The organism is Ruegeria sp. CDSA033 (assembly GCF_059612305.1).
In genome coordinates this window covers 293,363-317,384 of the sequence record NZ_JBXWQI010000005.1, presented here as the reverse complement: position 1 = coordinate 317,384, position 24,022 = coordinate 293,363, and the positions used below count along the sequence as shown (strand labels likewise).

The following is a 24,022-nucleotide window of genomic DNA, read 5'->3' as shown; positions in this document are numbered from 1 at the left end:
ACACCTTGCTCGAAGGTCCTCCTGTAGGGTTTTCCGCACAGGAAATCGGGCAGAAAAAAACCACGATGCGTCATACGCCACTCATGGCCAGCTGTTTCCAAAGAGAATTACACGCGACCGGGCGAGACGATTACAGATATCCGCCGAGGCATATATGCCAGCTTAATCGACGTGACATTCCACCTCGAGATTGACACCTCACCACCCGATAACTACTCAAGGTTGCAGCTGCTCTTGGTTGTTTGACGTGCCGGATCGGGCTTGATGGATCCACGATGACCGATCCCGCAAGCCTCTTAAGCCGACATGCTCTCGCAAGGAAGACGGTTAGCCAATTGCTTCCTTTCATCGGGGATGACCATGAACAGACCTACCATCGTCGCGATGCTGGCAACGCATGCGCGTAAAAACTTGCTGTTGAAACGCGCACTACCTTCCATCCTGTCTCAATCTCGCCCTGCGGATGCAATTATCGTAATCGAGGACGACAGAACTACTGACCTTGCCCCGCAAGTGAAAGCGGCGGCCCCAACCGCTCAGCTTCTTCGCAACCGCCGGACGAAAGGGCTCTCGGGTGCGCTGAATACTGGGCTTGATCATCTGCTGCGAAAACACGCCGGTATGACGGATATCTTCGTTGCTTTCCTCGACGACGACGATGAATGGACGCCCGAGCATCTCGCCGCGGTCGAGGCACGCATCCGAGAAGGTGCCGAGGTCGTCGCGGCGCCTTTCCTGCGCCTCGAGTCAGATTTGGATGCGCGTAGAATCGAGCCGCCTGCCGCGGTGGACGCCAGTCTTTTCATGGAGCGGAACCCAGGGATTCAAGGCTCCACTTTCGCGGCACGGCTCGACATCCTGCTCGAGGCTGGGGGCTTCAATGAAGCGCTGCAAAGCAGCACCGACCGCGACTTGTGGATCCGACTGTGCCGCCGTCCAGATCTGACATATGCGACGACATCAGCCCCAAGTGTGCGCCATTATGCCTGTGCAGATCGCCCTCGGCTTTCGTCTCCCGGTTCGGTGGCCAAACATTCCGGTCTGGAGATGTTCGATCACATTCATGGAGCGCTGATGTCGCCGACTGTGCGCGCCAATCATCTCAATCGCGCGCAGAAGCTCTTTGATTGGCAGCCAGTCGAACCGCCAAATCCGGACCCAGACGTTGGTGAAAATATTCCGCCAGCCAGACCTTCCTTTCCACAGTTGGAAGAGACACCGCCATTGATTGTTGGCATCATCGCAGATGACCGACGCGTCCAGTCGCTCTCCCGCCTCCTGGACGACTTGGCCGAGAGGGTCGAGGCCGAGGAACTTGCGCCGCCCGACGTTTTGTTGCTTGAGAACCGGCCCGAAGCGAATTCTGGACAAAGTTTCGCCTCCATGGTGGCGCAGAAGAGGGACCGCCTACGGATTCGTGTCGTGGATCGAGCGGGGCTGGAACTGCTTGAGAGGAAAGGGGATTGGCGCCCGGAGGGTGTGGACCGACAGGGGCGACTCGCCATCTCCGATGCGCGAACGGCCCTTCAAAGTTGCCTCTATCACATGGCGCAGGAAAGACCGGGTTGTGTAGTCTGGATTCTTGACGATGACATGCGTCTCGATCCGATTATTGCTACGTCTTCCGGTTCGGAGCGTCGTCCTCTCGTTCTTGGCCAAGCGTTGCGCCGGATGCGTGCAACGGGCGCGGACATCTGCATCGGGACCTATACCGGCGCACCGCCGCTTCCTGCCGTTGCCAGTATCCGGGGGCAACTGATGGACCTGATGTGGAACCTGCGGCGGTTGTCGGCCTCTCCCGAGGACGCACCGGTTCCGGCAGCACAGCACCACAATGCTGTGTTGCGTGCAGGCCGGCGAGACTACTATCATGATCTTTCCCGGATCGAGACCGACCGGCTTGAAACTCCTTTTGCACTTGAACCGAAACACTCCGACGAGAGCTGCAGGGATTCGCTTGCACGGCTGGAGACGATGATCCCGCGCATCCTTGCAGGTGAAGCTCCGCTGCGCCCGCTGATAGCGGACCCAGATGCCATGGGTGTTTTTGAAGCCGCAGATGCGCTCCATCGGGGCGGAAATACCTTTATTTTTGATCCCGAAGCCTTGTTGGATCTGCCCAATGTTTCTCCCACCATCGGAGGGCGTCCGACGCGGCGATCGGACATGATTTGGGCACTTATGCAAGAGCGTCGTTTCGATCGAAAAGTCATCTCGGTCCCCGTTCCGGTGCGGCACGACCGTAGTAGCCTTCCAGCACCTCAACAGCTTGATCTTGCAGGGATCGCCGATGATGTGCGCGGCTTTGCAATTTTCAGTGCATTGGTTGATTCCGGCGAAGACCCGGACCTTGTCGAGGCGCTCTGCGGAAAATATGAAGACGAGCGCCTCGCCGTTCTGCGCCTCTCCTTCTTCCGCATTCGTGGCCTTGCACTGGAGCTCTTGGATTGGATCCGAAACGAGGCGCCGACTTATGTCGCGCGCATCACACTCGACGCGCAGGCACGACAGCTGCTCCAGATGTTCTCAACTGAGAATTTCGCGCAAATCGAATCTGCGGTCCGTGTTCTTGGCCCAGTGGAGGTTCGAGATTTCCTCTCTGGCCTTGATGCGCGCATCATGGAGCATTCCGGAAGGGTGCGCCGTTCGAACGCGATCCCGCAGCTGTTGGCCGAGGAACGTGGCCAAGCCGCTTGTGCATCGGTCGTGACGTCCACACCCATTCATGTCCTTGGGCAAGGCGCGGAAGGCGTGGTTTTCACCGACGGGCGCACGATCTGGAAACTCTTCGACCGCTGGGCATCGGAACAAGCGGCCGAAGCCGTTCCTACGCTTCGGATGTTGACCGGAGAAGCCTCCTCGAAGACGGCACTGATCAAGCCCCAAACGATAGAACGGACATCTCTGGGATGGCTAATGAGTTTGCCGTTCGAATCATCGGATCCTTGGGCGGGCGGGCACGGGCCAGGCCTTGTCGAGTTGCTCGCGGATTTGCATCGCGCAGGGCTCGTTTGCCGAAACCTGCATCCGAAGAACCTGCGGGTTGCGAACGGCTCTGTGCGCTTGATCGACTACGGGGCAGACCTGAAACCGGTCGATGATCCGAAGGCCGAAGGTTTGGAATTCGTGCGGATGTGCCGTCGTGCCTGGTTGTGCTGGCGATGGTGGTGGCGGAGCGACATCGGTCTGCTGATGCGCCAATCACTGCATAATGTGAATCTACCTGAGCTTGAAGGGCATGAGAACCTAATCCGGGCGGTGCGTGAACGTCTCGGCTTGGAGTTGTCGGTAGATCCGACGGTCACGCGCGCCTTGGCATTGCGTCCGAAACGGGTTCTCGATTATGGGGCCGGCAAGGGCAAGCAGGCGGCCACGCTTGCCCGTGCGGGGGCCAAAGTCGTTGCCTGGGATCCTGATCCTGGCGTCGTAACGCGTCTGGATGAATTGGCTCCGCTTGGCGTGCACAGGGCCAAAACGGGCTCAGAAGCCATCGCGTCCGGCCGGTTCGATCTTGTGGTATGTCGACGCGTCGCCTGTTTGTTGGACGAGGATGAGCTGAACAAAGTCCTCACTGATCTGCGGGCTGCCGTCGCGACAGATGGGAGGGTGCTATTCGCGTTGTGTCACCCCGCATATGCGCACAGGTCCTGCGTGGCCGAAGCCAGGCCTCTTTCGCCTCCTGGCAATCATGCTGCTGCGGAATGGACCAAGACGGTGCGCGCAACAGGCCGGGTTCTTCACGAGAGACATCGAAGCGAGCGATTGCTTCGCCGTCGGCTGATGCGCGCCGGGTTTCGCATCATGGCGCGGCACGAACGCCGATGCATCGAATTCGAGCGCTTCGAAACTGTGTCCGATCTGTTGGTTCTCGAACTGGCACCCGCTTCGAAGCCCGATGTCTCGCTGTTGATCAAGGCTTGTGCAATGGACGCCGCGGCGCTGGATCTGCAACTGCGCGACATCCTGGCAGCGTTGGAGCATCCCGGTGTGTTCAACGAGACAGTGCTGGCCCTCGACTCGCGCAGTGACGGCTTCCCGAGACCGCATGCCCAAGCGGACATTTCGGCTTTACGCAACGCGGCGCAGCGCCTACTGAGCGAAGGCGAGATCGACCGTATCGTGGAGACACCATCCTCGCCTGCAGCTCTCAGCGCGCTCAATTTCCGCTGGTTTGGACTTGATCTCGCTGCAAGCCATAGCGCTGGCGGCGCCGCGACTGGGGCGCTTCTGGCCGGGTTCGATGCCTGCAAAGGTCCGAACGTGCTTCATGCCGATATCGACATGATGATCGCGCGCACAGACCGAAACTGCGACCCGGTGAGCGAGCTGGTCGCGGCATTGCGGGAGGATCCCCAGGCGCTGACAGCCAGCTTTCCCGTTGCTCATGAAAGCAGCATGCGATGGACGGCTACCGGGTCGCAAGGCCCATGGCGAGTCGAAAGCAGATTGGGCCTTGTCTGCCTCGAGCGAATGAACTCAATCCTTCCGTTGCCGAACACCGAGCGGAACGGCGCTCCGGATCTGTCGTGGCATCGTGCGATGGACGAAGCAGTGCGGCTTGGTCGGGGAACTTCCTTGCGGGGAGGCGGTGTAGGCGGCTTCTGCTTGCATCCGCCTAATGTCCGCAAGCGTGATATCGAGGCATGGGAAGAAGTGCGCGCATCCGTTGCGAGGGGACGGGTGCCGGCAGTTCAAGTTGATCAAATCGAATGGACCGGAGGTGCGAAAGACTGGCGGCTGCCAGAACGACACGAGCGCTTTGTATTCGTCATTTGCGGACACAACGTGACACCGGAGCGGTTCCGACGTTGTTGGGACTCGGTCCTCAGGCAAGATCGTCAGGACTGGGGTGCCATCGTTGTAGATGATGCATCTGCCCGTTGGATCGCCGAGGAAGTCGAGCACATGCTTTCTGGTGACATGCATCGAGTGAGCTTTGTTGCAAGGCGCCGACGTGCCGGATTGCTGGCCAATACCGTTCATGCCATCCGCGATCTATGCGCCACACCCGGGCAGATCATAGTGACGCTCGATGCCGACGATCAGTTGATTGGCCGTGATGTGCTAACCCAACTTGCCAATGCCTATGACGCGGGTGCTGACCTGACCGTTGGCTCCATGTTGCGCACTGACAAGAGCGTCGACTACACGGTGTGCTTCGACAATCCGCGAGGCAACCGCGGCGGCAATGTCTGGCAGCACCTGCGCAGTTTCCGAAAAGGTCTTTTTGACGGTGTGCCCGACGAGGCGCTTCGGCTGGACGGTTCATATGTCGAACTGGCGTCGGACTGGGCTTTCATGCTGCCGATGGTCGAGGCCGCGCGAGCGCCCACTTGGATCCGCAAGCCGCTCTATCTTCATGAACCGGGAGAGACGCGCGAGACCGCCAGGGCCACAGCGCGCGAGGCGGTGATCGCACGGCTGATTGCAAGAGAGATGCGAATCGAAGAGGAATATCAATGAACTGCACAGAACGCCGCCAGATCGTCTCGGTAATCGGAGACGCGACACTTCCCGACAAGGATCGGCGCCTTGAACTTGCCTTCAGCACGGGCCGATGCTTGGTCGATAGGGGCTTTGCGGTGATGACTGGCGGCATGGGCGGTGTCATGGACGCCGCGCTTGAAGGCGGCCGGACGTCGCCAAACTGGGCGCATGGCGCGTGTATCGGCCTGCTTCCGGGTAGAGACCCGAGCGGCCCTCGCGTCTCTTCGAACGCTGATATCGTCATCCCGACCGGGCTGGATCATGGGCGAAACCTCGTGATGGCCCAAGCAGATGCAGTGATTGCGATCGGCGGCGGTGCCGGGACACTCTCCGAGATGGCTTTCGCTTGGATCCATCGACGGCTGTTGGTTGCGCTTCGCTGTAATGGCTGGAGCGGACGGCTTGCCGACGCGCCGATCGATGAAAGGACGCGATATACGAATATTCCTGAAGATCGCGTCTATGGTGCCGATACAGCCCAGGAGGCCGTCGCTCTCGTCCAGCGTTTGCGCCCCCTGTATGATCGCACGCATCGCGGCATCTGCGATTAGCACGACGACAGCACGATCAGGGTAGTAGTCGCTCTTGGCCCTTGCTTTGTTTTGAGGGCACAAGCTCAATGCTAAATCGTCTCCTCAAGTTGTGGTCTCATGATGGCGGTAGTGGGCCGTTTTTGTCATCTTCACGAATGGCGGGCTCCGGGCATTCACTGAGGCAGTAAAAAGAAAAATCACTGAACGCTAATAGTGATAGCGGACATTTCCCAAGTCATTCTCAGCGGCGACGCAAGTGGCCCATATTCATCGGGCAGTGGCCCTCGGCCTTGATGGTCGAGCATTCGCTTGCAACCATCCCTTGATGTGGTTGACGTCGGCTTCTCGCATTAGGCCTCGCTGCATTTCCCTGGTTTGTCCAAGCCAGCGAAGCCGCATGGTCCCGTCTTGTTCGATTTCCATACCAGCCATGCGCTCACGGTCGTTGGGTTTCAACATGCCTTCTTCAAGGAACGTGCGCAGAGAGAACACCCATCGGTCCCCTTGATAGGATTTTTCGATTCCTGGCGAGACTTTCATTGTCCGAGCGACCAACGCGCCGCCCATGAAAGGAACGAGGAAGTCAAAAGCACCATCTCGTGCCAGCGGCGTCAAATCAAAAATCTGCGCAAGATCACGGGCGATGGCCATCGAGAGCCAAACAAGATAGTCCAAGGATTCTTCGTTGGCTAGGCCGCGCTGAAGCAACCTTGTTATCGTATGGTGGCTCATGTTCGCGACCGTGAGCAAGGAAGCCTCCACACTTTCCTCAGTCGCTGTAAAAAAGAGGTTATTCAGGAATACAGATCTTTCGGTGAAATCCAACTCATCGCTCTGAGCGGCGTGGAAAACTTCGGTTTCCGGCGCTGCACTGACCAACTGCGCGCCGACTGATTTAATCAAATCGCTCCATGGGGCGGGGATAAACGGGTCACTGAAAGGTGGGCGAATTAGGGGCGCCATCGCTTCAAGGACGCGCCCCTCATACTCCATTTGAGAACACAATGCGAACTTGTTGAAGGCTTTTGTTCGTCTGGGGCTTTCAAGCCAGTCTCGGATGGAGTTGTGGTCTACCTGTTGTTCCACAAAAGCAGTCGCGTATCCCTTCGCGAGCCCTTCGTTCATTTTTATATTCCTTGCATTGCGGTATTTTTCGATTTCATACTTAAGTGACCGCCATGTTAATCCGCCTCGGGAATGCTGTGTTCTTCCACCGGTGCGATGCGGATTGCCTTCCAGCCCCATGCCCGTTTCTTCTTGTCGAAATTGATGACGGCCAGACCCGAGACGAGGTCATCGTTTTCGACTCCGTGCTCACGGACGAGGTCAGGCGGAATGAAGATGCCGTCGTCGGTGAAACCCATCCCGTTGTTGATCCTGACACGAACGCGGAAGGTTCGGCAGACAGTGTCGTTTGCTTTGGCGTCTGTTTTTTCCGCCGAGACCACGCGCGTTCGTGTCCCACCGCGTGTGCTGAAGTGAGCAAGACGAACTTCGAGGTGGTCCCCGATCCCTGCCGTGACCTCCGATGTAGGGATGATGCCATCGAGATTGCGGCCCGCAATGACATGCAGGACACCCTTTTTGAGATTGACATGATCCACGACTCCGACGGTCGTTGGAAAGATATCGAAAGGCACACCTGCGTTACGAAGGTCAGCCGCGTAGAGCTTGACTTGGTCCGACTTGTCGGTGCCGAAGTCGACTTTGATCCTGATCGGCTGTCCGAATTGTAACTCTCCAAGGCCGAGGACGCGTTCCGGCGCCGAAATCTCGCGGGGGGTCGGCTTGTCAGGGATGTAGATCCTCCAGCGGCGCTTGCGATCGTCTCCACCCAGAGTGAAGCTTTCCCCGGCGCAAGCGTCGATCCATTCGAGATCTGAAAACAAGAGCTCATCCGCCTTCTTGGCCAATTGGGCATATAATGTCTTGTTGGTTGCGGTCCCAGCTACCTCTGCATACCAGGGCTCGACCATGAACTCCTCGGCCTCTTTCGGGATGGGATAGCCCGATTTCTCGCGTTGCGCGACCACGGCTTCGATCTCGCCGCGCGCCTCGGAAAGATGCTCCGCCGTCTTTAGCTCGCGAGCAAGCTTCAAACGCAGTCGTCCGACAAAGGCTTCGTCGGCGGGGCACAAAAGACCCTTGCAATAGCAGGCAAGGCGGAGTTCCGCAGACTCCTGTAGGTCACCCAAGAGGTCCCAAGCCCAGAACTCGCGTGATTTCTCGCGGGCGAACAGAATTGCATGTTCGCGCGCCTCCGCATACCGGCCGAGGCCGGCGAGGAACTTTATCAAGCTCTGCCGAAACCAGACATTGTCAGGATACCGCTTCATCATCGCCTGAAGGTGCGGCATGAGATGCTTCATGGCACTGGTGTCGCCACTTGCGACCGCATCCTTGGCCGCCCTGTGGACGACCTTCTCGGCAAGGGCCGGCAGTGTCTTTCCATCATCCGTCGTGAATCGATCGTAGTCCTTAGGAAGCAGGTTCTCGAGACCCCATAAGCGCAGGAAAGCCGGCAAGTTCAGATGGTTGCCGGAAGCGAGTTGCCAAGCGATCCTGAGCATACAGCTGTGAAGTGGCGATGGACAATCAACCTCAAGCTTTAAGTAAGCATTGAGATTTCGCCTTGCTTGGCCGATCGCTGCCGGCCCGACTTCCTCCTGCCCAGAGAGCATCTCCCTGGTCCAGTAGTAGAGGTCCCAACTGAATCCGGTGTGGTTTGTCGAATTGAGCGTGCCGCGAGAATAAAGGCCAAGATAGATCTGCGCAGCCTCTCGATGTCGTTTCGCCTTGCTACGTTGCTGCGCCGTGAGAATGTCATGTTGCGCACTATCCGCGAGCGACAGCGCGAAGCGTCTTTGCTTTTCGAGAACCTCGTCTTCCGGCGGCGTGAGCTGGTCAAGTTCCGATATCAACCGGGCAATCTCCGCCTGATCCCTTTTCTCAGCCGCACGTTTGATGAGGTCGATGAGACACCAACTGAGCGCACGGACATTCCAGTCGTCGGCCCCGGGCGATGCAATGTCGGACTTGGCAATTGCGTAGGCATCGTCGATCTGTCCGGCTTTCCGCAGCCGAAAGACTTCCTTCGAATTGCTCACGCGTTCATCTCGACAGTCAGGATTCTGAGCACGTCGCAAAGGAGCGGGGTGGGGGCGGTGACATGGCCAACAGGCTGGCACTTCGTGAAGACGTGTTTGCTGTTGTAAAATATGTCCACCTCGGCGCGCTCCGGGCCTTTCTGGAAGCTGTAACGCTGAAACCATTGCTTCTGGTGCAAGCCGGCTAAGACGATCCCGTGGGCTTGCGTGAGCGAGACGAGCTTTTGGTGGAACTCCTCGAGGAAGGGTTGACTGAATATCAGCGCTGAGGAGCCTGGTATCAAAGCATTGGTCGCGGCCGACACGGGGGGCGAGGCGACGCAGGTGCCGCCGATCATGACGGACAGAGAGGCCACAAGCTCCGTCGAAAGGTCGCCATCTTGGGCGGCCATCACCCGCGTAATCTTACCCTTGCCGCTGTAGCAGACGTTCAATCTGGCTTGGTCGTTGCCGCGGCTGAAAAAGTAAGCCTCCTGATATTGGTTGTGCTCCACGCCCTCGATTTCGATGCCAGTCCCGTTGAGTATCGTCGTTACCTGATCACGAATTATTTGGCGCAAATCGCCTGAGTCGGATGATGACCCGCCTGAAGTGCCCGGGGTTTGCGCCTCTGCCGCAGGCAACCGGGGAGTGGTTAAAGGTGCGGGCATGGCCGACAGGTCTCGACGGGTGGCAAAAATTCCGGGGCCCAGTCCTGCGGGCTTGATACCCGATCCGACCTCGAGGCGGGGTGGGTCGATAAGGAAGAGTCGAGACTTGGTGCGAGTAAGCGCGGTGTAGAGCCATCGGAAATTTTCCGATGACAAAGGGTTCGACAGTGAGGCGCAGCTCACAATCGCGTTTTCCCACTCGCTACCCTGTGCTTTATGGCAGGTGAGCGCATAGCCAAATTTCACCCGCAGGGCATTGAAATAGCGGTCATTGCGGAGAGCCTGACTGAAGGCCTCTCGGTCCTTTCTGAGGTCTGCATGTCGCTGGCAGAAATCCACGTAGAGCGCTTTGTGCTCGTCGGAAGTGAGCGTGGGTCGATCTTCGTAAAGAAGGTTCTCGATGATGTTTGTTGTAATGTAGGTCGCCGAACCATCGATCATTCGCAGACCGAGAGTGGCCTCCCTGAACGAAAGCTCGATCGGAATCTCCTCGACGCGGCCCGTCTCCTCGTTCTTCCGGCGGATCGTGATATGACGGATTTTTCGTTCGGCCGAAACCGACCTTACCAAAGCGAAATCCCCATTCGCAATCCGTATGCCGTCAACTTCGGTGTTCTTGACCACCAATAGCTTGTCGCCGGGCGCAGCCTCAGGCTGACTTGGGAAAAGACGTTCCCGGATCGATCGATTGAACATTCCGGCGTCCGCGTTTGAGCGTGTGATGATTACTGACTTGTTGCTGACACGATGGTCACAGCTGTCGAGGTAGGTCGATACGGCGTCGCCGATCTCGATCTTGCTTACGTCGAGAAGGTCGGTATCGAAGGACAGCTTGTTGAACACACCAGCCTCGAGACTTTCGCGGAGTGGCTGGACGGTTTTCAGCACGCCGCTATCCGCCTTCTGGCGAACGACATCTGTAAGTTCGTAGCCGCACACACGGACACCGAAGTTTTTCATCAGGTAATTCGGGGAGAGCGCAGGCGAAAAGGACATGCCAACGGGTGGCAGCTGCGCGTCATCGCCGATCAGGATCAGCTTTTTCCGGTGGACGTTGTTGTCGAAGTTGATGAAATGCATCAAATCTCGAAGCACGTGGCCGGACCCGCACTGAAAGAACTCTGACTCGGAAAACTGGTCGGAAACGAGTGAGGCTTCGTCAGTGATGTAGACTGTATTGCTCGGCTCATCGTTGACCGAGAGACTGACAATCAGCTTGTAGGTCTCCGACCCCTCGACCCCCTCGGTTTTCTGTTCCACGATAGAGTCGAAGTTGTAAATCATTCCATGAATCGTGGACGCGTCTTCGCCGGTTCTTTCCCGGATAATCCGCGCAGCCCGTCCAGTTGGCGCGGAGAGAACAGATGTCCGCGCCTGCTCGCGCAACATCTTGACCAACGCGTCGATCAAAAAGGTTTTTCCTGTTCCGGCATAGCCCTTGAGCAAAAAGACGTCATGATTGTCACTGTCGAGGAATTTGCCCAGATCAATCACAGCATTGGTCTGTCCGTCGGTGAGGGTGTGGTCGCGTAGGAGGTGAAACAGGAGGGCGGCCGATCCGGATATATTGGCGTCTTTCAAAAACTTATCTCTACAATTGCAACCGAAATCCCGCGCGATAGTAATCTGTTTAATCTGCGGTGCAAGTCTCGATCGGTTGCAGCGAACGGCAGGAATAAAAGGCCGCACACATCATGCAGAGGTTCGATAGAGCGACCGCAAAGGCTGGTATCCTGGTTTGAGACTTTGTCAGGACGTCGCTACCTGGAAGTGGATGGGCGCGTAGGCGTTCTGAAGGTCATCGAAGTCGAGGAGTCCCGGGATGTCTTGAACCTCTTGGAGGCGTATCTCGCGTTTCGCCCTCTTCGTCAGCAGGTCATTGATCGAATGAAAGCTGAACAAGCCCTCAATCGCCTCAAGATCAACTGATTATGTGCAGCAAAGGGCAGGGGGGCTGCTGCAAGATGGGCATCCGCAAAAAAAATCAAAAAAAGTTGGTGACGCCACTTGGACAGGATTTCTTACCGTAAAATGCGAGATGTGTGGTGACGTGCTGGCCCTGCGAAGGTCGCCTGCCACGCATCGTCCGATCTGCAAGCAATGGGTAACATACTGAAATATTGCAAGTATTTCAACGCCGGGCCTGTGGAGAAATTCGCGCACTCGAAACCTCCCTCCGGATATACGGAAAAAACCGAACCTGTCTGCTGAGAGAGTCTCTGAAAAAGTATTTTGCTGGTTTGACTCTTGCTACTTCTCAACCAGCTCTCTGAGCATCGAAGTTTTCCTGAGGGGAATTTTCAATTTCAGGCCGCGGAAAAAAATTGCGGAGCCCATGGCCAATAACCGACAGGGCGCACACGGTAGACACGAAAGAACGCGAATTCTGTAAGGGTCAGAAAACCAACTGAAAACAAGAAACATGTTGGTGTGAAATAGCCGAGAACAAGTCGGAAAAAACTGGCCGGATCACGGCAGATTGGTCCGCGCAAAACTCGGAAAAAATAGGACGTTTGGAGGCGCCGCAACGTTCTGATTTTTTCCGATTTTGCGGTCTTCATGGGGGGATTCAAACCAACCTACTGGTTCTGGAAGGCCACCCCTACTTGCTCCTCACACGCACACAACAGCGCGAGGAAAAGATGAAACTACGTCCACCCGGAACCGGCAAGCTGCCCAGAGCCTCGATGCCGACATCGCGAAAGCCTGTTCGCAGGATGATGGCGGCCTTGTCGCAAATGTCGCTGTTTCAAGGTGGCCGAAATAACTCGGCTGCTTACCCCCGCAACGAACAAGGTCGAGACCTCTGAAAAACAAAATGGGACATGAAAACAATGGCTAAACGAGCAGTCCGAAGCTCTGCTTCATTCGAAAATCTTGAGCTGATTGATGAACTGGCCGACAGGCCGCCACCCATCAAGACAGCAGTTGTCGCTCACCTCAGCGGATTGTCCCGAAGGAAGATCACCGCTCTCGCTGGTGAATGAGGAAATCCCAGGCGCAACAAAGCGTGATGGTCTCTGGCTTTTCGACCAGCACGCAATCCACATCTGGTTCAATGAAGGAAACAAAAAATGTCGAGCAACATCTACAAGCAATCAGGCAGCAAAAACTGGCATCTCCGTGTCACGATCGACGGAGTCCAACACCGGGAGTCGCTTCGAACAACTTCTAAGCGCTTCGCGGAAAAGAAGGCGAAAAGCCGCATAGAGGAATTGCGGGCGAAAGCTGGAAAGGGCGAGTGTGACTGGTTGTTCCAAGCAGGCTACGTCAAGTTTTTTGACGGTATGGATCAAGGCAACACTTCCTGGGCGGCAAATACCATAGCGCGCTACCAGTCAAGTTTGCGTCAAATTCTCGGAGTGCTGGAGGAGTATAGTCAAGACCAGGGCTGTGAGATTGCTGACCTTTTGGCAGTTGAAATCACCACGGCAGTTATCGGAGAGTTTGTCGCACGACGGAAAGACGAGGGTGCTACAGTATCAACGATCAACCGCGATCTTACTGCGTTCCGACACCTTATGACAGCGATGAAGAATGATGGCTGGATTCAGTCCAATCCCGTCATCTCCTATGAACGGCAAGGTATGCAAGAAATCCTGCCGGATATCGAGAAGCCTACGGATGCCGCGATCAAGAAACTGGCATTGAGAGCACCTGGGACGCTGGCATTCTTTCCTCAGTTCCTGAATGAGACCGGGGGACGGGTGACTGAAACCGCAATGCTGAAATAGTCTGACATAGTGGGATTGGAAAGGCCCATCGAAGGCAATGTGAAAATTACCTATCGGCGAAAGACCAAGGGCGGCAAGATCCGAGTTGTAGCTCTGCGAAAAGAAGCAATCGACCTCCTTTTGAAAATCCCGCGATCGAACGCGTCACCGTTCGTGTTCTGGAACAAAAATGAGCATGGATATTACAAGGATGCATCCAACCTGTTTTGGGAATACGGGCAAGAAACCGGTTTTGGTTCCAGGCTACATGACATCCGCCATAAATTTGCAATCGAACGTCTGCAGGAGGGCTGGAGCATCTATCGGGTTAGCCGATATATCGGCCATGTGTCGGTCAGGACGACTGAGCGATACTATTTCCGCTATCTAACGCAAGAAGAACAAGCTATCGCTTCCTCTGATGGGGACAACGGGTTCTGGTAATCCTATCGTTTCTCAAATCGTGAAATCGGGCCTTGCGCTTGCGCAGGGCCCGTTTCTTTTTTGTCGATTGGGGAAAACCTCAGCTCAGAAACTGATGCTCTCGAGACAAGATTTGAACCCAAGAGATGGCATAGTTGGTGCAATTGAAACCCGAAATGTTGTCATAGTATGACATGTTTCGGTTGCGCAAAGCGTCTTAACGGCGTCCCTCGCGGGAGCGGCAATCCTGGGAATATCGTTTTATTTCTGATGGTTAGTGGCGGAGAGACAGGGATTCGAACCCTGGGTGGGCTTGCACCCACAACGGTTTTCGAGACCGCCCCGTTCGACCACTCCGGCACCTCTCCGCGGGGGTCTGTGAGGGGGGGATTTAGTGAGGAACGCGCTGGGGTGCAAGCAGAAAATTCCTGAAAATGACAAAGCCGGGATTTTCCGTTGCCTGACGCGGTATTTCCCCTAGGCTCATGGGTATGACTTATCTTTTACGCCAAACTATCCTGCCGCTATTCGCCGCCGTTCTGTTCCTAATCTACGGGTCGCAGCAAGCACTTGCTGCTGGGCGGGATCGGATCGAAGCCTTTTTGACAACAACCGGGTTCGACGTTGCACTTGAAAGCATCGCGCTGGCATCGGCCTCAGCCCCGCAAATGTTGGGAATCGATCCTGACGGGTTTGGGTCCGACTGGACACGCCTGACCGAAGAAGTCTTTGACACCAAGGACATGCGCGAAATAGCTGTGTCTATTCTGGAACAAACGCTGAGCGATGAGGCGCTGACCCATGCAGTCGAGTTCTATGCATCCGATCTTGGGCAACGGCTGGTCGAGTCCGAGAATGCATCGCACATGGTTGAAGATGACGATGCCAAGCAACTGGAAGGGCAGAAAATCGTTTCGGACCTGATCAAGGATGGATCGAAACGGGTCGAAAATCTGAAACGCATGAACAATGCAATTGATTCCAGCGGGACGGCATTACGTGCGCTGCAGGAAATTCAGGTACGCTTTTTGCTCGCTGCCAGCGCCTCGGGGGTGATCGACTTGCAGCTGGGAGCGGATGAACTGCGTCAGATGATGAAGCGCAATGAGACCGGCATGCGACAAGCTTTGCAGCTGTCCGCACTTGCCGGGGCAGCCTATACCTATCAGGACTTCTCGGATTCTGAGGTCGTCGCCTATGCTGAGGCGCTGGAACAACCTTTGATGCAAGAAGTCTATGAGCTGCTGAATGCCATTCAATACGAAATTATGGCCATGAAGTTTGAAGATTTGGCCGCACGTATGGCGGAACTACATCCGGCCCAGGATATCTGATGCGCCTGATCGCTGCCTGTTTCGCCGTGTTTCTGTCAGCCATGCCACTGGCAGCGTCCGAACGGGTTGAACGCCTCATGCTGGCACTTCAATTGGAGCAGGTTGTCGATATCCTGCGCGACGAAGGTTTGGCACAGGCGAAAGGCCTGAACGACACATTTCTGGGTGGTGACGGCGGGCCGTTCTTTGATGATCAGGTGGACGAAATTTATGATCCACAGTGGATGCAGGAGCAAATTTCTGGGACTTTTGAGGTCAGCCTGACAGCCAGCCAGGTGGATCGCGCCATCCTGTTCTTTGAAAGTGATGTCGGGCAAACCGTTATAACTCTGGAAAACTCGGCCAGAAAGGCCTTTGCAGATGAAACCATCAAGGACATGGCGCGTGAAAACTATCTGAACGGGGCAGGCGGCACCCAACTTTACCGGCTGGTCGGCGAGTATATCGAAGTCAACGACCTGATCGAAAAGAACGTACAAAGTTCGCTTAGTTCGGATTACAACTTTTTTCGCGGCCTCAGCGCGGATGCCGGAACCAGCTCGGAAGATATTCTGGCGCAGCTCTTGTCGGACAAGGACAGGCTTGCCGAGGAAAACCGCATCTGGTTGTATTCCTTCCTTCTGGTGGCCTATCAACCGCTTGATGAGGCTCAGATGCGGGAGAACATTGCTTTTTCCCGTACTGAGACCGGACGCGCCGTTAACGAGGCCTTTTTCGACGGTTTCGACAAGATGTACGACCAGATCTATTTTCAACTGGGGCAGGCGGTCTCACGGGCGCTTGGCGCATCGGATCTTTGATCCTGTATTTGATGTTGACTTTGCCGATCAATCTATGGATAAGCGCGCATCCCGGCCGGTTTTCCGCGCCGGGTGTCGTTATTATTGACCCTAGGACCTTGTCCCACGGGTCGTCACACAGCCCGAAAAGGGCGCGCTGTTCGAGGTGGCGAAAGCCAAAAACGCCCGGTCGGGGACCATAGAACGCGATTAGACAAAGGAAAGACGCATGTTTGCGGTCCTCAAGACTGGCGGCAAGCAGTACAAAGTTCAAGCGGGCGATATCCTCCGCGTTGAAAAATTGGCTGCCGACGCAGGTGAAACAGTTCAATTCAACGATGTTCTGATGCTGGGCGGCGACGCTCCGGTTGTTGGTGCACCGTTCGTCGCAGGCGCAGGCGTTCAGGCCGAAGTGATCGAACAGATCAAAGGTGACAAGGTCATCAACTTCGTAAAACGCCGTCGTAAGCACAGCTCGAAGCGTACCGTTGGCCACCGTCAGAAGCTGACTCTGGTCAAGATCACCGACATTTTGGCGTCAGGCGCTGACAAGTCGGGCATCAAAGCTGCAACCGGTTCGGCACCGGCTGGCGAAGCTGCCCCAGTGGCAAAAAAGCCTGCCAAGAAAGCTGAAGCCAAAGCAGAGGCACCTGCTGCTGCCGCTGACGATCTGACCCAGTTGACTGGTGTCGGCCCCGCCGCTGCCAAGAAGCTGGCCGAAGCCGGTATCGAGAGCTTTGCCGCTCTGGCCGCCTTGTCGGACGATCAGATTGCTGCTATCGAAACGGTCAAAGTGAAACCCGAATGGGTTGAGCAGGCCAAAGATCTGGCTAAAGGCTAAGGAGAGACAGAATGGCACATAAAAAAGCTGGCGGTTCCTCCCGTAACGGTCGCGACTCAGCTGGTCGCCGCCTTGGCGTGAAACTGTATGGTGGCCAGGCCGCCATTTCAGGCAACATCATCGTGCGTCAGCGCGGAACCAAGTTCTGGCCGGGCGAAGGCGTAGGCATGGGCAAAGATCACACCATCTTTGCAACAGTGGATGGCGCCGTGAAGTTCCACAAGGGACTGAAAAACCGCACCTTTATTTCGGTCCTGCCAGTGGCGGAGGCCGCAGAGTAAGCCGAAACCCAGAAGGTTTAAGAAAATTTCATGGGGGACCGGCAGAAAGTGCCGGTCCCCTTTCTCGTTTTCAGGAGCGGTCCCATGACCGAAGTGATAAAAACAGAGCGTCTTGTCTTGCGTCGGTTTCGGCGTGAGGACTCGTCGCGTCTGGTCACTCTTCTGAACGATCTGGACGTGGTGCGCTGGTTGACGGTTGTACCGCACCCCTATGAAAACGCGCATTCGACCGAATTTGTTGACGAGATGGCTACCGAGCATGATGCCTTTGCCATTACTCGGGAAGAGAACCTTATCGGCTGCATCTCGACCGGATCACAGCTGGGGTATTGGGTTGCCAAAGCGTTCTGGGGGCAAGGTTATGTGACCGAAGCCTCTCGCGCGATGATTTCGAGGTTCTTTGCGGCTGATCAGCAGAAACTGACCTCGGGTTATCATGTCGGCAACGAACGGTCTAAGGCGGTCTTGTCCAAACTTGGGTTCAAACCAGATGGCCAGCATCGTGCGACAGTGCGGTCGACCAACGAAGATGTGATTATTCAGGACGTTCTGCTGCGTCGAGCGGACTGGGAGGCGATGCAATGACCGTTGCAACCACCAGTTTCCTTATCTTCGCAGCCTCTCAGGTCGGAACACCCGGTCCAGCCAATATGGTCCTGCTGGGTACAGGTGCACGCTATGGGTTTCGGGCGGCTCTGCCGTTTGTGGCCGGTGTGATCCTGGGCAAACAGCTGATCATCTGGCCCGTTGGTTTTGGTCTGCTGCAGCTCGCGGATCAGGCACCGATTGTCTTTTCGGTCCTGAAATACGCCTCGGCGGCGTATATCTGCTGGTTGGCCTGGAAGATCGCGAACCTGCGTCTTTCGCGCAGTGAAACCACTGGAGATGTACCCGGTTTTTGGGCGGGGCTGATCGTTCATCCCCTTAACCCAAAGGCATGGGCCATGATCATAGCCGGTTTTACCGGGTTCGTTGCGGTTGGCACGCCCAGCTTTAACGCGACGTTCACGATCGCTCTCTGTTTATTGCTTTGCCAGGCGGTTTTACACCCGATCTGGACATTTGCCGGAGATAGAATTGCCCACGTGGTTGAAGGTCGGCCCGTGGAAAAATATCTGATGTGGACGTTAGCGAGTCTCACTGTTGCGTCCGTATTTTTTGTGTTGTTCGGAGGAGGAACGCACTCATGAAACTCGAGACAATAATAAACCAGCCGGTCCTCGAAACCGAGCGGTTCGATCTGCGCCCCTTGCGCCGGTCGGATATGGGTCTCATCGAGCATTATGCAGGCGATGAGCGCGTGGCACGTATGACTACGTCGATCCCGCATCCGCTGCCACCGGGGTCGGTCGAGGCGTTTGTGACGCGTTCGATGGCTGAAGACCGGGATGAGGACGTCTGGGCGATGGACGCCACCAAAGATGGTGGGCCGGAACTGATTGGTTTGATTTCGCTTACACGGCTGGATCGCAATCAGTCCGAAGTTGGCTATTGGGTAGCGCCTGTTTACTGGAATACAGGCGTAGCCTCACTGGCCGTCGAGATGTTGGTGAAAGCTAACCCGCTTGAAAACTCGAATTTGTTTGCCAGCGTGTTACAGGACAATCCTGCCTCGGCCCGGGTTCTGACCCATTGTGGGTTCCAGTATCTGGGTGATGCCGAAAGTTACTCGGTGGCGCGCGATGCGAATGTGCCCACCTGGACATATAGTAAAAAACTCTGACTTGTGGCCGATGGGGCCCTTGCAGTAGGGGACAGTTATGAAATTTCTCGATCTTGCAAAGGTCTACATCCGGTCCGGGGCCGGCGGTGGCGGGTGCGTCAGCTTTCGGCGTGAAAAGTACATTGAATACGGCGGTCCCGATGGCGGTGACGGCGGTAAAGGCGGGTCTGTATGGGCCGAAGTTGTGGACGGGCTGAACACCCTGATCGACTTCCGCTATCAGCAGCATTTCTTTGCCAAAAACGGCCAACCCGGTCGTGGTCAGCAGCGCACGGGCAAAGATGGTGACGATATTATCCTGCGCGTTCCGGTCGGGACTGAGATTCTGGACGAGGACGAAGAGACCGTTATCTGCGACCTAACAGAGGTCGGGCAGCGTGTCCTGCTAGCCAAGGGCGGCAATGGTGGCTTTGGCAACCTGCACTTCAAATCGGCCACAAACCAGGCTCCGCGCCGCGCTAACCCGGGGCAGGCGGGGATCGACCGCACGATCTGGCTGCGACTGAAGCTGATCGCGGATGTGGGTTTGTTGGGCATGCCCAATGCCGGTAAATCGACGTTTCTGGCCGCGACATCAAACGCGCGACCCAAGATTGCTGACTATCCGTTCACAACCCTGCATCCCAATCTTGGTGTTGTTGGTGTCGACAATGTGGAATTTGTCGTCGCGGATATTCCAGGTCTGATCGAAGGCGCCCATGAGGGGCGTGGGATCGGTGATCGGTTCCTTGGTCACGTGGAACGTTGCGCCGTTCTGCTGCATCTGGTCGATGGTACGTCGGAAACCGTGGCCGAGGACTATCGGACCATCATTCATGAGCTTGAAGCCTACGGTGGTGAGCTGGCAGAAAAGCCGCGCATTACCGTTCTGAACAAGGTTGACGCGCTGGACGAAGAAGAACTGGCGATGCGAAAGACCGAGTTGGAAGAGGCCGTTAGTGGCCCCGTGCTGACCATGTCTGGTGTCGCTCATCTCGGTGTGACCGAAGTGTTGCGCGCTTTGCGTGCGCAGATCGACGAAAACCGCCTGCGACAAAAACCCGTTGAGGAGACCAAGTCTTGGCAACCCTGACCGCAGCACGCCGATTGGTGGTCAAAATCGGCTCTGCCTTGCTGGTGGACCGCGATACCGGGTTGCTGAGGTCGGATTGGCTGCACTCGCTGGCCCAAGACGTGGCCTGGCTCAAAGGGCAGGGGACTGACGTCATTTTGGTCTCATCCGGCTCCATTGCGTTGGGGCGCGGTGTTTTGGGCCTGCCAATGGCGGATTTACCGTTGGAACAATCGCAGGCCGCTGCTGCTGTTGGCCAGATCCGACTAGCGCGGGCCTATGAAGAGGCTTTGACGCCGCACAAAATCACAACTGCGCAGGTTTTGGTGACGCTGGAAGACAGCGAAGACCGGCGGCGGTATCTGAACTCTCGCGCGACGCTGGAGACTTTGCTGAGCTTGGGCGTGGTTCCGATCGTCAACGAAAACGATACCGTTGCTACGGATGAGATCCGCTACGGCGACAATGACCGGTTGGCGGCGCAGATCGCCGTGACGGTTGGGGCCGATCAATTGATCCTGTTATCGGATGTCGATGGTTTCTACACCGGGAACCCGAGTGAAGACGGAAACGCCAAGCGTTTCGATGTTATTGAGACCATCACGCCCGAGATCGAGGAAATGGCAGGCGATGCCGGTTCCGGCCTGTCCAAAGGCGGAATGAAGACCAAGCTGCTGGCCGCCAAGATGGCAACTGCTGCCGGTTGTGATATGGCGATCACCGAAGGTTCGACTTTGAACCCGCTGAAATCGCTTGAAGATGGCGCCAATTGCACTTGGTTTACAGCGACGCTGGACCCGCATGCGGCGCGCAAGCGCTGGATCTCGGCCATGAAACCGCGTGGTGAAATCGTGGTCGATGCAGGCGCGGCAAGGGCGTTGGGCAATGGTAAAAGCCTGCTGCCCGCTGGAATCGTTGAAGTCACAGGCGACTTCGGGCGCGGTGACCCAGTAGCTATTATGGACCCGCAGGCGCGACGGCTGGCACAGGGGCTCAGCCGATACACTGCGCAAGAGGCGGATGCGATCAAGGGGCGAAAGTCCTCGGAAATCGAAGAGACGTTGGGCTATCCAGGCCGGGCCGTCCTGATCCATCGAGATGATTTGGCGTTGTAATGGCGCGATGATAAAACCAAATGACCGACCGAAAGGCACCTGAGATGAAGGATTTCGACAACATTCCCGCCCTTATGGCCGATCTTGGTAAACGCGCTAAAGCAGCCTCGGCCGATCTGGCATTTGCAAGTGCCGAGCGTAAACATGCCGCCCTGATTGCCGCGGCTGACGCTGTTTGGGCCAACCGCGCGGATATCATTGAGACCAACAAGAAAGACCTGGAGTTTGGGCGTGAAAAGGGCCTGAGCCCGGCGATGATGGACCGGCTGATGCTGGATGATGCGCGCATTCAGGGCATGGTCGACGGGCTGCGCACGGTCGCGGATCAGGCAGACCCCGTGGGCGAGGTTCTGACCGAATGGGACATGGCCTCGGGCCTGAACATCCAGCGTGTTCGCACGCCTCTGGGCGTTATCGGAGTGATTTACGAAAGCCGTCCGAATGTGACGGCGGATGCAGGCGCATTGTGCCTGAAGTCGGGCAACGCAGTGATCCTGCGCGGCGGCTCTGAAAGTTTCCATTCCTCAACCGCCATTCACGCTTGTCTGGTCCAAGGGCTAAAGGCTGCAAACCTGCCAGAAGACGCCATTCAACTTGTGCCCACGCGAGACCGCGCCGCAGTGCAAGAGCTGCTGACCATGACCGATTGTGTGGACGTCATCGTTCCGCGCGGCGGAAAAGGTCTGGTTGGGTTGGTTCAGCGCGAGGCACGGGTGCCCGTCTTTGCGCACTTGGAAGGTATCGTGCACATCTATGTCGACAAGGCTGCAGACCCCCAAAAAACGCTGGACGTCGTGCTGAACGCCAAAACCCGGCGTACCGGAATCTGTGGTGCGGCCGAATGTCTGCTGATCCATCAGGATGTGGCTGAAACACTCGGCCGGGATATCATTTCCGCTTTGCTTGCGGCGGGCGTCGAAATCCATGCCGAAGGCGCGTTGGCCCTGGACGGCACCATTGCGGCCACGGGCGACGACTGGGGCAAGGAATTCCTCGACAGCATCATCGCGGCCAAGCCGGTGGCTGATATCGATGCAGCGATCGCGCATATCCGTCAGTACGGTTCGAACCACACCGATTGCATCATGACCGAGGATGCCGATGCCGCTGCCCGGTTCTTTGAGCGACTCGACAGTGCGATCCTGATGCACAATGCCTCAACCCAGTTTGCCGACGGTGGCGAATTCGGGATGGGGGCCGAGATCGGAATCGCAACCGGCAAAATGCATGCGCGCGGCCCGGTCGGGGCCGCTCAGCTGACGAGCTTCAAATATCTTGTCCGCGGCAACGGAACTGTACGGTCTTAAAACCGGATAGCGACGCGGGTTGAGGTGGTTTCCGCCACAACCCGCCGACCCATCGAGGCAGCGGTCTGGGGCAGCAGTGCAAACTGCACCTGTGCTGGCGTCACCTTGTTCGCAAATTGGCCTTTGGGTAGGTTCTTCCAAAGATCAGCGTCAATATTCAGCTTGTCCGCCACACCGGTCACCGTCCAACTGCCGCTGTTATTTGCCACGGTGACATCGCCCCCCATCGGCATGGCGCTTTCGCAACACATCAGGGCCAGAAAGGCGAGCTTGACCTGATTGCGGGGCATGGCATCGGTCACGTGCCAGTTGACACGCACTCGACCAACGCTTTCGACGTCTTTCAACAACTCTGTGACCTCGGCCCGACCCAACGCTTGATCGCTGGCCGACCCAAAAGCGACGCGAAAGAACCTGATCTTTGCTCCGGCACTTCCAACGCTGCCCGAGATCAGCTCCATCTCGGGGCCCTGCATGGTTCCGACCATCTCAAGCAGTTCCAGCCCGTTGTTTATTGCGCCAATGGGGCTGATCAGATCGTGACAAATTCGCGACCCGATCAGTTCGGCCAGATTGACGTTGGTGTCGCCCATGCGTACCTCTCCTGTTGTATCTGCCGCCGGACCGGAGCCCGACCATGACAGACCTCAATGCCATACTTGCACCGGGCATGTATGTCCGCCACCCCGATTTCCCCGACTGGGGCGTCGGACAGGTGCAGTCCAACATTGGTGGCAAGATCACCGTGAATTTCCAAGAACAGGGAAAAGTGGTGATTGACGGAACCCGCATCGCCCTGACGCCCGTCTTTGATCCGTGAAACTGGTTTAAGAATGGTTAACGATGGGCCACCGCCGTGCTGGTTGCCATTTGACCGAAAACTGCGGTATCAGCGCGCAAACAAAAGCGGAATACCCGATGCCGGATGCAGGCCCTTCTTTCACCGTCAAACTTGCCGAATCCGAGGCCGAACTGCGCGCAGCCCAGAGGCTGCGATATGACGTGTTCGTCCGCGAATTGGGTGGCGGCGGCAAGATGGTGGACCACGAGGCAAGGTTAGAGCGGGATCAGTTCGATCCTTATTTTGATCACATGCTGGCCTATGATGACGCCACTGGCGAAGTTGTGGGCGTTTACAGGCTGTTACCGGGCGAACGAGCCATCGAATTGGGGCAGTTCTATTCCGAGGATGAATACGACCTGACCGTGTTGAAACAGAGCGGCCGCAAACTGTTAGAGCTTGGACGTTCCTGCCTTCACCCGGACTATCGGGGCGGAACGGCGATGTACCACTTATGGAACGGTCTGGCGGGCTATGTGGCCGAGCGCGAGATTGAGGTGCTGTTCGGGGTCGCCAGCTTTCACGGTATCAACGTGCAGGAACTCGCCCAGCCTTTGTCGATGTTGCACCACAATCATCTGGCCCCGCCGGACCTGCGGGTCAGGGCGCAACCCGATGTGTTTCAAAGCATGGACCTTGTCGCGCCGGATGCGCTGGATCGCCGTGGGGCGATGGTACAGGTGCCCGCGCTGATCAAGGCGTACCTGCGGCTGGGTGGCTTTGTGGGCGAGGGGGCGTTTATCGACCACGCGTTCAACACTACAGATGTTTGCCTGATCCTCGACACGGCGCGCATGAACGAGCGCCAGCGGCGTATATACGGCGGAGCCTGATCCA

General features: G+C 56.7%; 21 protein-coding genes and 1 tRNA gene. 17 read left to right on the top strand and 5 right to left on the bottom strand.

The features are described from left to right. Nucleotides 1–360 precede the first annotated feature (360 nt). Both AC2FLA_RS09940 and AC2FLA_RS09935 read left to right on the top strand, forming a co-directional pair. Complete coding sequence (locus tag AC2FLA_RS09940; protein WP_496721846.1) at nt 361–5,463, top strand: glycosyltransferase; 5,103 nt, start codon at nt 361–363, stop codon at nt 5,461–5,463. Then, nucleotides 5,460–6,038 (top strand): SLOG cluster 4 domain-containing protein, encoded by a 579-nt coding sequence (locus AC2FLA_RS09935; protein WP_496721844.1) that lies wholly within the window; start codon nt 5,460–5,462, stop codon nt 6,036–6,038. Before AC2FLA_RS09940 ends, AC2FLA_RS09935 begins: the two co-directional genes overlap by 4 nt. A gap of 249 nt (nt 6,039–6,287) precedes the next feature. Here AC2FLA_RS09935 and AC2FLA_RS09930 read toward each other — a convergent pair whose 3' ends face one another. Genes AC2FLA_RS09930 through AC2FLA_RS09920 form a run of 3 tightly spaced genes read right to left on the bottom strand, consistent with a single transcriptional unit; the run spans nt 6,288 to nt 11,358 of the window. After that, complete coding sequence (locus AC2FLA_RS09930; protein ID WP_496721842.1) at nt 6,288–7,145, bottom strand: hypothetical protein; 858 nt, start codon at nt 7,143–7,145, stop codon at nt 6,288–6,290. Nucleotides 7,146–7,201: 56 nt separating this feature from the next. After that, nucleotides 7,202–9,127: a DUF7017 domain-containing protein gene (locus AC2FLA_RS09925; RefSeq protein ID WP_496721840.1), complete on the bottom strand. Its 1,926-nt coding sequence runs from the start codon at nt 9,125–9,127 to the stop codon at nt 7,202–7,204. Beyond that, on the bottom strand, nt 9,124–11,358 hold the full coding sequence (locus AC2FLA_RS09920; RefSeq protein ID WP_496721838.1) for an ATP-dependent DNA helicase: 2,235 nt from the start codon (nt 11,356–11,358) through the stop codon (nt 9,124–9,126). Before AC2FLA_RS09920 ends, AC2FLA_RS09925 begins: the two co-directional genes overlap by 4 nt. A gap of 1,061 nt (nt 11,359–12,419) precedes the next feature. On the opposite strand from AC2FLA_RS09920, the gene AC2FLA_RS09915 reads away from it, so the two are divergent. The 3 genes from AC2FLA_RS09915 to AC2FLA_RS09905 all read left to right on the top strand — a co-directional run bounded on the left by AC2FLA_RS09915 (nt 12,420) and on the right by AC2FLA_RS09905 (nt 13,934). After that, on the top strand, nt 12,420–12,587 hold the full coding sequence (locus tag AC2FLA_RS09915; protein ID WP_496721837.1) for a hypothetical protein: 168 nt from the start codon (nt 12,420–12,422) through the stop codon (nt 12,585–12,587). Between the two features lie 264 nt (nt 12,588–12,851). Next, nucleotides 12,852–13,511 (top strand): site-specific integrase, encoded by a 660-nt coding sequence (locus AC2FLA_RS09910; RefSeq protein WP_496721836.1) that lies wholly within the window; start codon nt 12,852–12,854, stop codon nt 13,509–13,511. Between the two features lie 15 nt (nt 13,512–13,526). Further along, nucleotides 13,527–13,934, top strand: a complete 408-nt coding sequence (locus AC2FLA_RS09905) for a tyrosine-type recombinase/integrase (RefSeq protein WP_496721835.1) — start codon at nt 13,527–13,529, stop codon at nt 13,932–13,934. Nucleotides 13,935–14,191: 257 nt separating this feature from the next. Here AC2FLA_RS09905 and AC2FLA_RS09900 read toward each other — a convergent pair. Continuing rightward, a tRNA-Ser gene (locus AC2FLA_RS09900) sits at nt 14,192–14,281 on the bottom strand. 123 nt (nt 14,282–14,404) lie between these two features. Here AC2FLA_RS09900 and AC2FLA_RS09895 point away from each other — a divergent pair. From AC2FLA_RS09895 to AC2FLA_RS09850, 10 genes are all read left to right on the top strand, one after another. Next, nucleotides 14,405–15,247: a DUF2059 domain-containing protein gene (locus tag AC2FLA_RS09895; protein WP_496721834.1), complete on the top strand. Its 843-nt coding sequence runs from the start codon at nt 14,405–14,407 to the stop codon at nt 15,245–15,247. Then, nucleotides 15,247–16,047 (top strand): DUF2059 domain-containing protein, encoded by an 801-nt coding sequence (locus AC2FLA_RS09890; protein ID WP_496721833.1) that lies wholly within the window; start codon nt 15,247–15,249, stop codon nt 16,045–16,047. The genes AC2FLA_RS09895 and AC2FLA_RS09890 overlap by 1 nt, the downstream gene beginning before the upstream one ends. A gap of 208 nt (nt 16,048–16,255) precedes the next feature. Continuing rightward, a complete protein-coding gene (locus tag AC2FLA_RS09885) occupies nt 16,256–16,867 on the top strand; it encodes a 50S ribosomal protein L21 (protein WP_282118448.1) in 612 nt (203 codons plus the stop codon). A gap of 11 nt (nt 16,868–16,878) precedes the next feature. Then, nucleotides 16,879–17,148: a 50S ribosomal protein L27 gene (rpmA, locus tag AC2FLA_RS09880; RefSeq protein ID WP_058271644.1), complete on the top strand. Its 270-nt coding sequence runs from the start codon at nt 16,879–16,881 to the stop codon at nt 17,146–17,148. Nucleotides 17,149–17,232: 84 nt separating this feature from the next. Continuing rightward, nucleotides 17,233–17,733, top strand: coding sequence for a GNAT family N-acetyltransferase (locus tag AC2FLA_RS09875; RefSeq protein ID WP_496721832.1), 501 nt, complete (start codon nt 17,233–17,235; stop codon nt 17,731–17,733). Next, nucleotides 17,730–18,338, top strand: a complete 609-nt coding sequence (locus AC2FLA_RS09870; protein WP_058271642.1) for a LysE family translocator — start codon at nt 17,730–17,732, stop codon at nt 18,336–18,338. Before AC2FLA_RS09875 ends, AC2FLA_RS09870 begins: the two co-directional genes overlap by 4 nt. Further along, entirely contained in the window at nt 18,335–18,871 is a 537-nt protein-coding gene (locus tag AC2FLA_RS09865; protein ID WP_496721831.1) for a GNAT family N-acetyltransferase, read from the top strand. The genes AC2FLA_RS09870 and AC2FLA_RS09865 overlap by 4 nt, the downstream gene beginning before the upstream one ends. A gap of 37 nt (nt 18,872–18,908) precedes the next feature. Continuing rightward, nucleotides 18,909–19,943, top strand: coding sequence for a GTPase ObgE (gene obgE / locus AC2FLA_RS09860; protein ID WP_496721830.1), 1,035 nt, complete (start codon nt 18,909–18,911; stop codon nt 19,941–19,943). Continuing rightward, entirely contained in the window at nt 19,931–21,037 is a 1,107-nt protein-coding gene (gene proB, locus AC2FLA_RS09855; RefSeq protein ID WP_496721829.1) for a glutamate 5-kinase, read from the top strand. Before obgE ends, proB begins: the two co-directional genes overlap by 13 nt. 44 nt (nt 21,038–21,081) lie before the next feature. Further along, nucleotides 21,082–22,344: a glutamate-5-semialdehyde dehydrogenase gene (locus AC2FLA_RS09850; protein ID WP_496721874.1), complete on the top strand. Its 1,263-nt coding sequence runs from the start codon at nt 21,082–21,084 to the stop codon at nt 22,342–22,344. Here the strand turns inward: AC2FLA_RS09850 and AC2FLA_RS09845 are convergent. Next, the gene (locus AC2FLA_RS09845) at nt 22,341–22,937 is read right to left on the bottom strand and encodes a histidine phosphotransferase family protein (RefSeq protein ID WP_496721828.1); all 597 of its coding nucleotides are present in this window, start codon (nt 22,935–22,937) and stop codon (nt 22,341–22,343) included. The two genes, AC2FLA_RS09850 and AC2FLA_RS09845, sit on opposite strands and share 4 nt — an antisense overlap. A 44-nt stretch (nt 22,938–22,981) precedes the next feature. Between AC2FLA_RS09845 and AC2FLA_RS09840 the strand changes: the two genes are divergently transcribed. Together AC2FLA_RS09840 and olsB are read left to right on the top strand one after the other, a co-directional pair. Continuing rightward, nucleotides 22,982–23,164, top strand: a complete 183-nt coding sequence (locus tag AC2FLA_RS09840; RefSeq protein ID WP_058271637.1) for a DUF3553 domain-containing protein — start codon at nt 22,982–22,984, stop codon at nt 23,162–23,164. Between the two features lie 98 nt (nt 23,165–23,262). Further along, nucleotides 23,263–24,018 carry an L-ornithine N(alpha)-acyltransferase gene (gene olsB, locus AC2FLA_RS09835; protein ID WP_496721827.1) on the top strand — a complete coding sequence of 252 codons (756 nt, stop codon included), beginning with the start codon at nt 23,263–23,265 and terminating at the stop codon, nt 24,016–24,018. Nucleotides 24,019–24,022 lie beyond the last annotated feature (4 nt).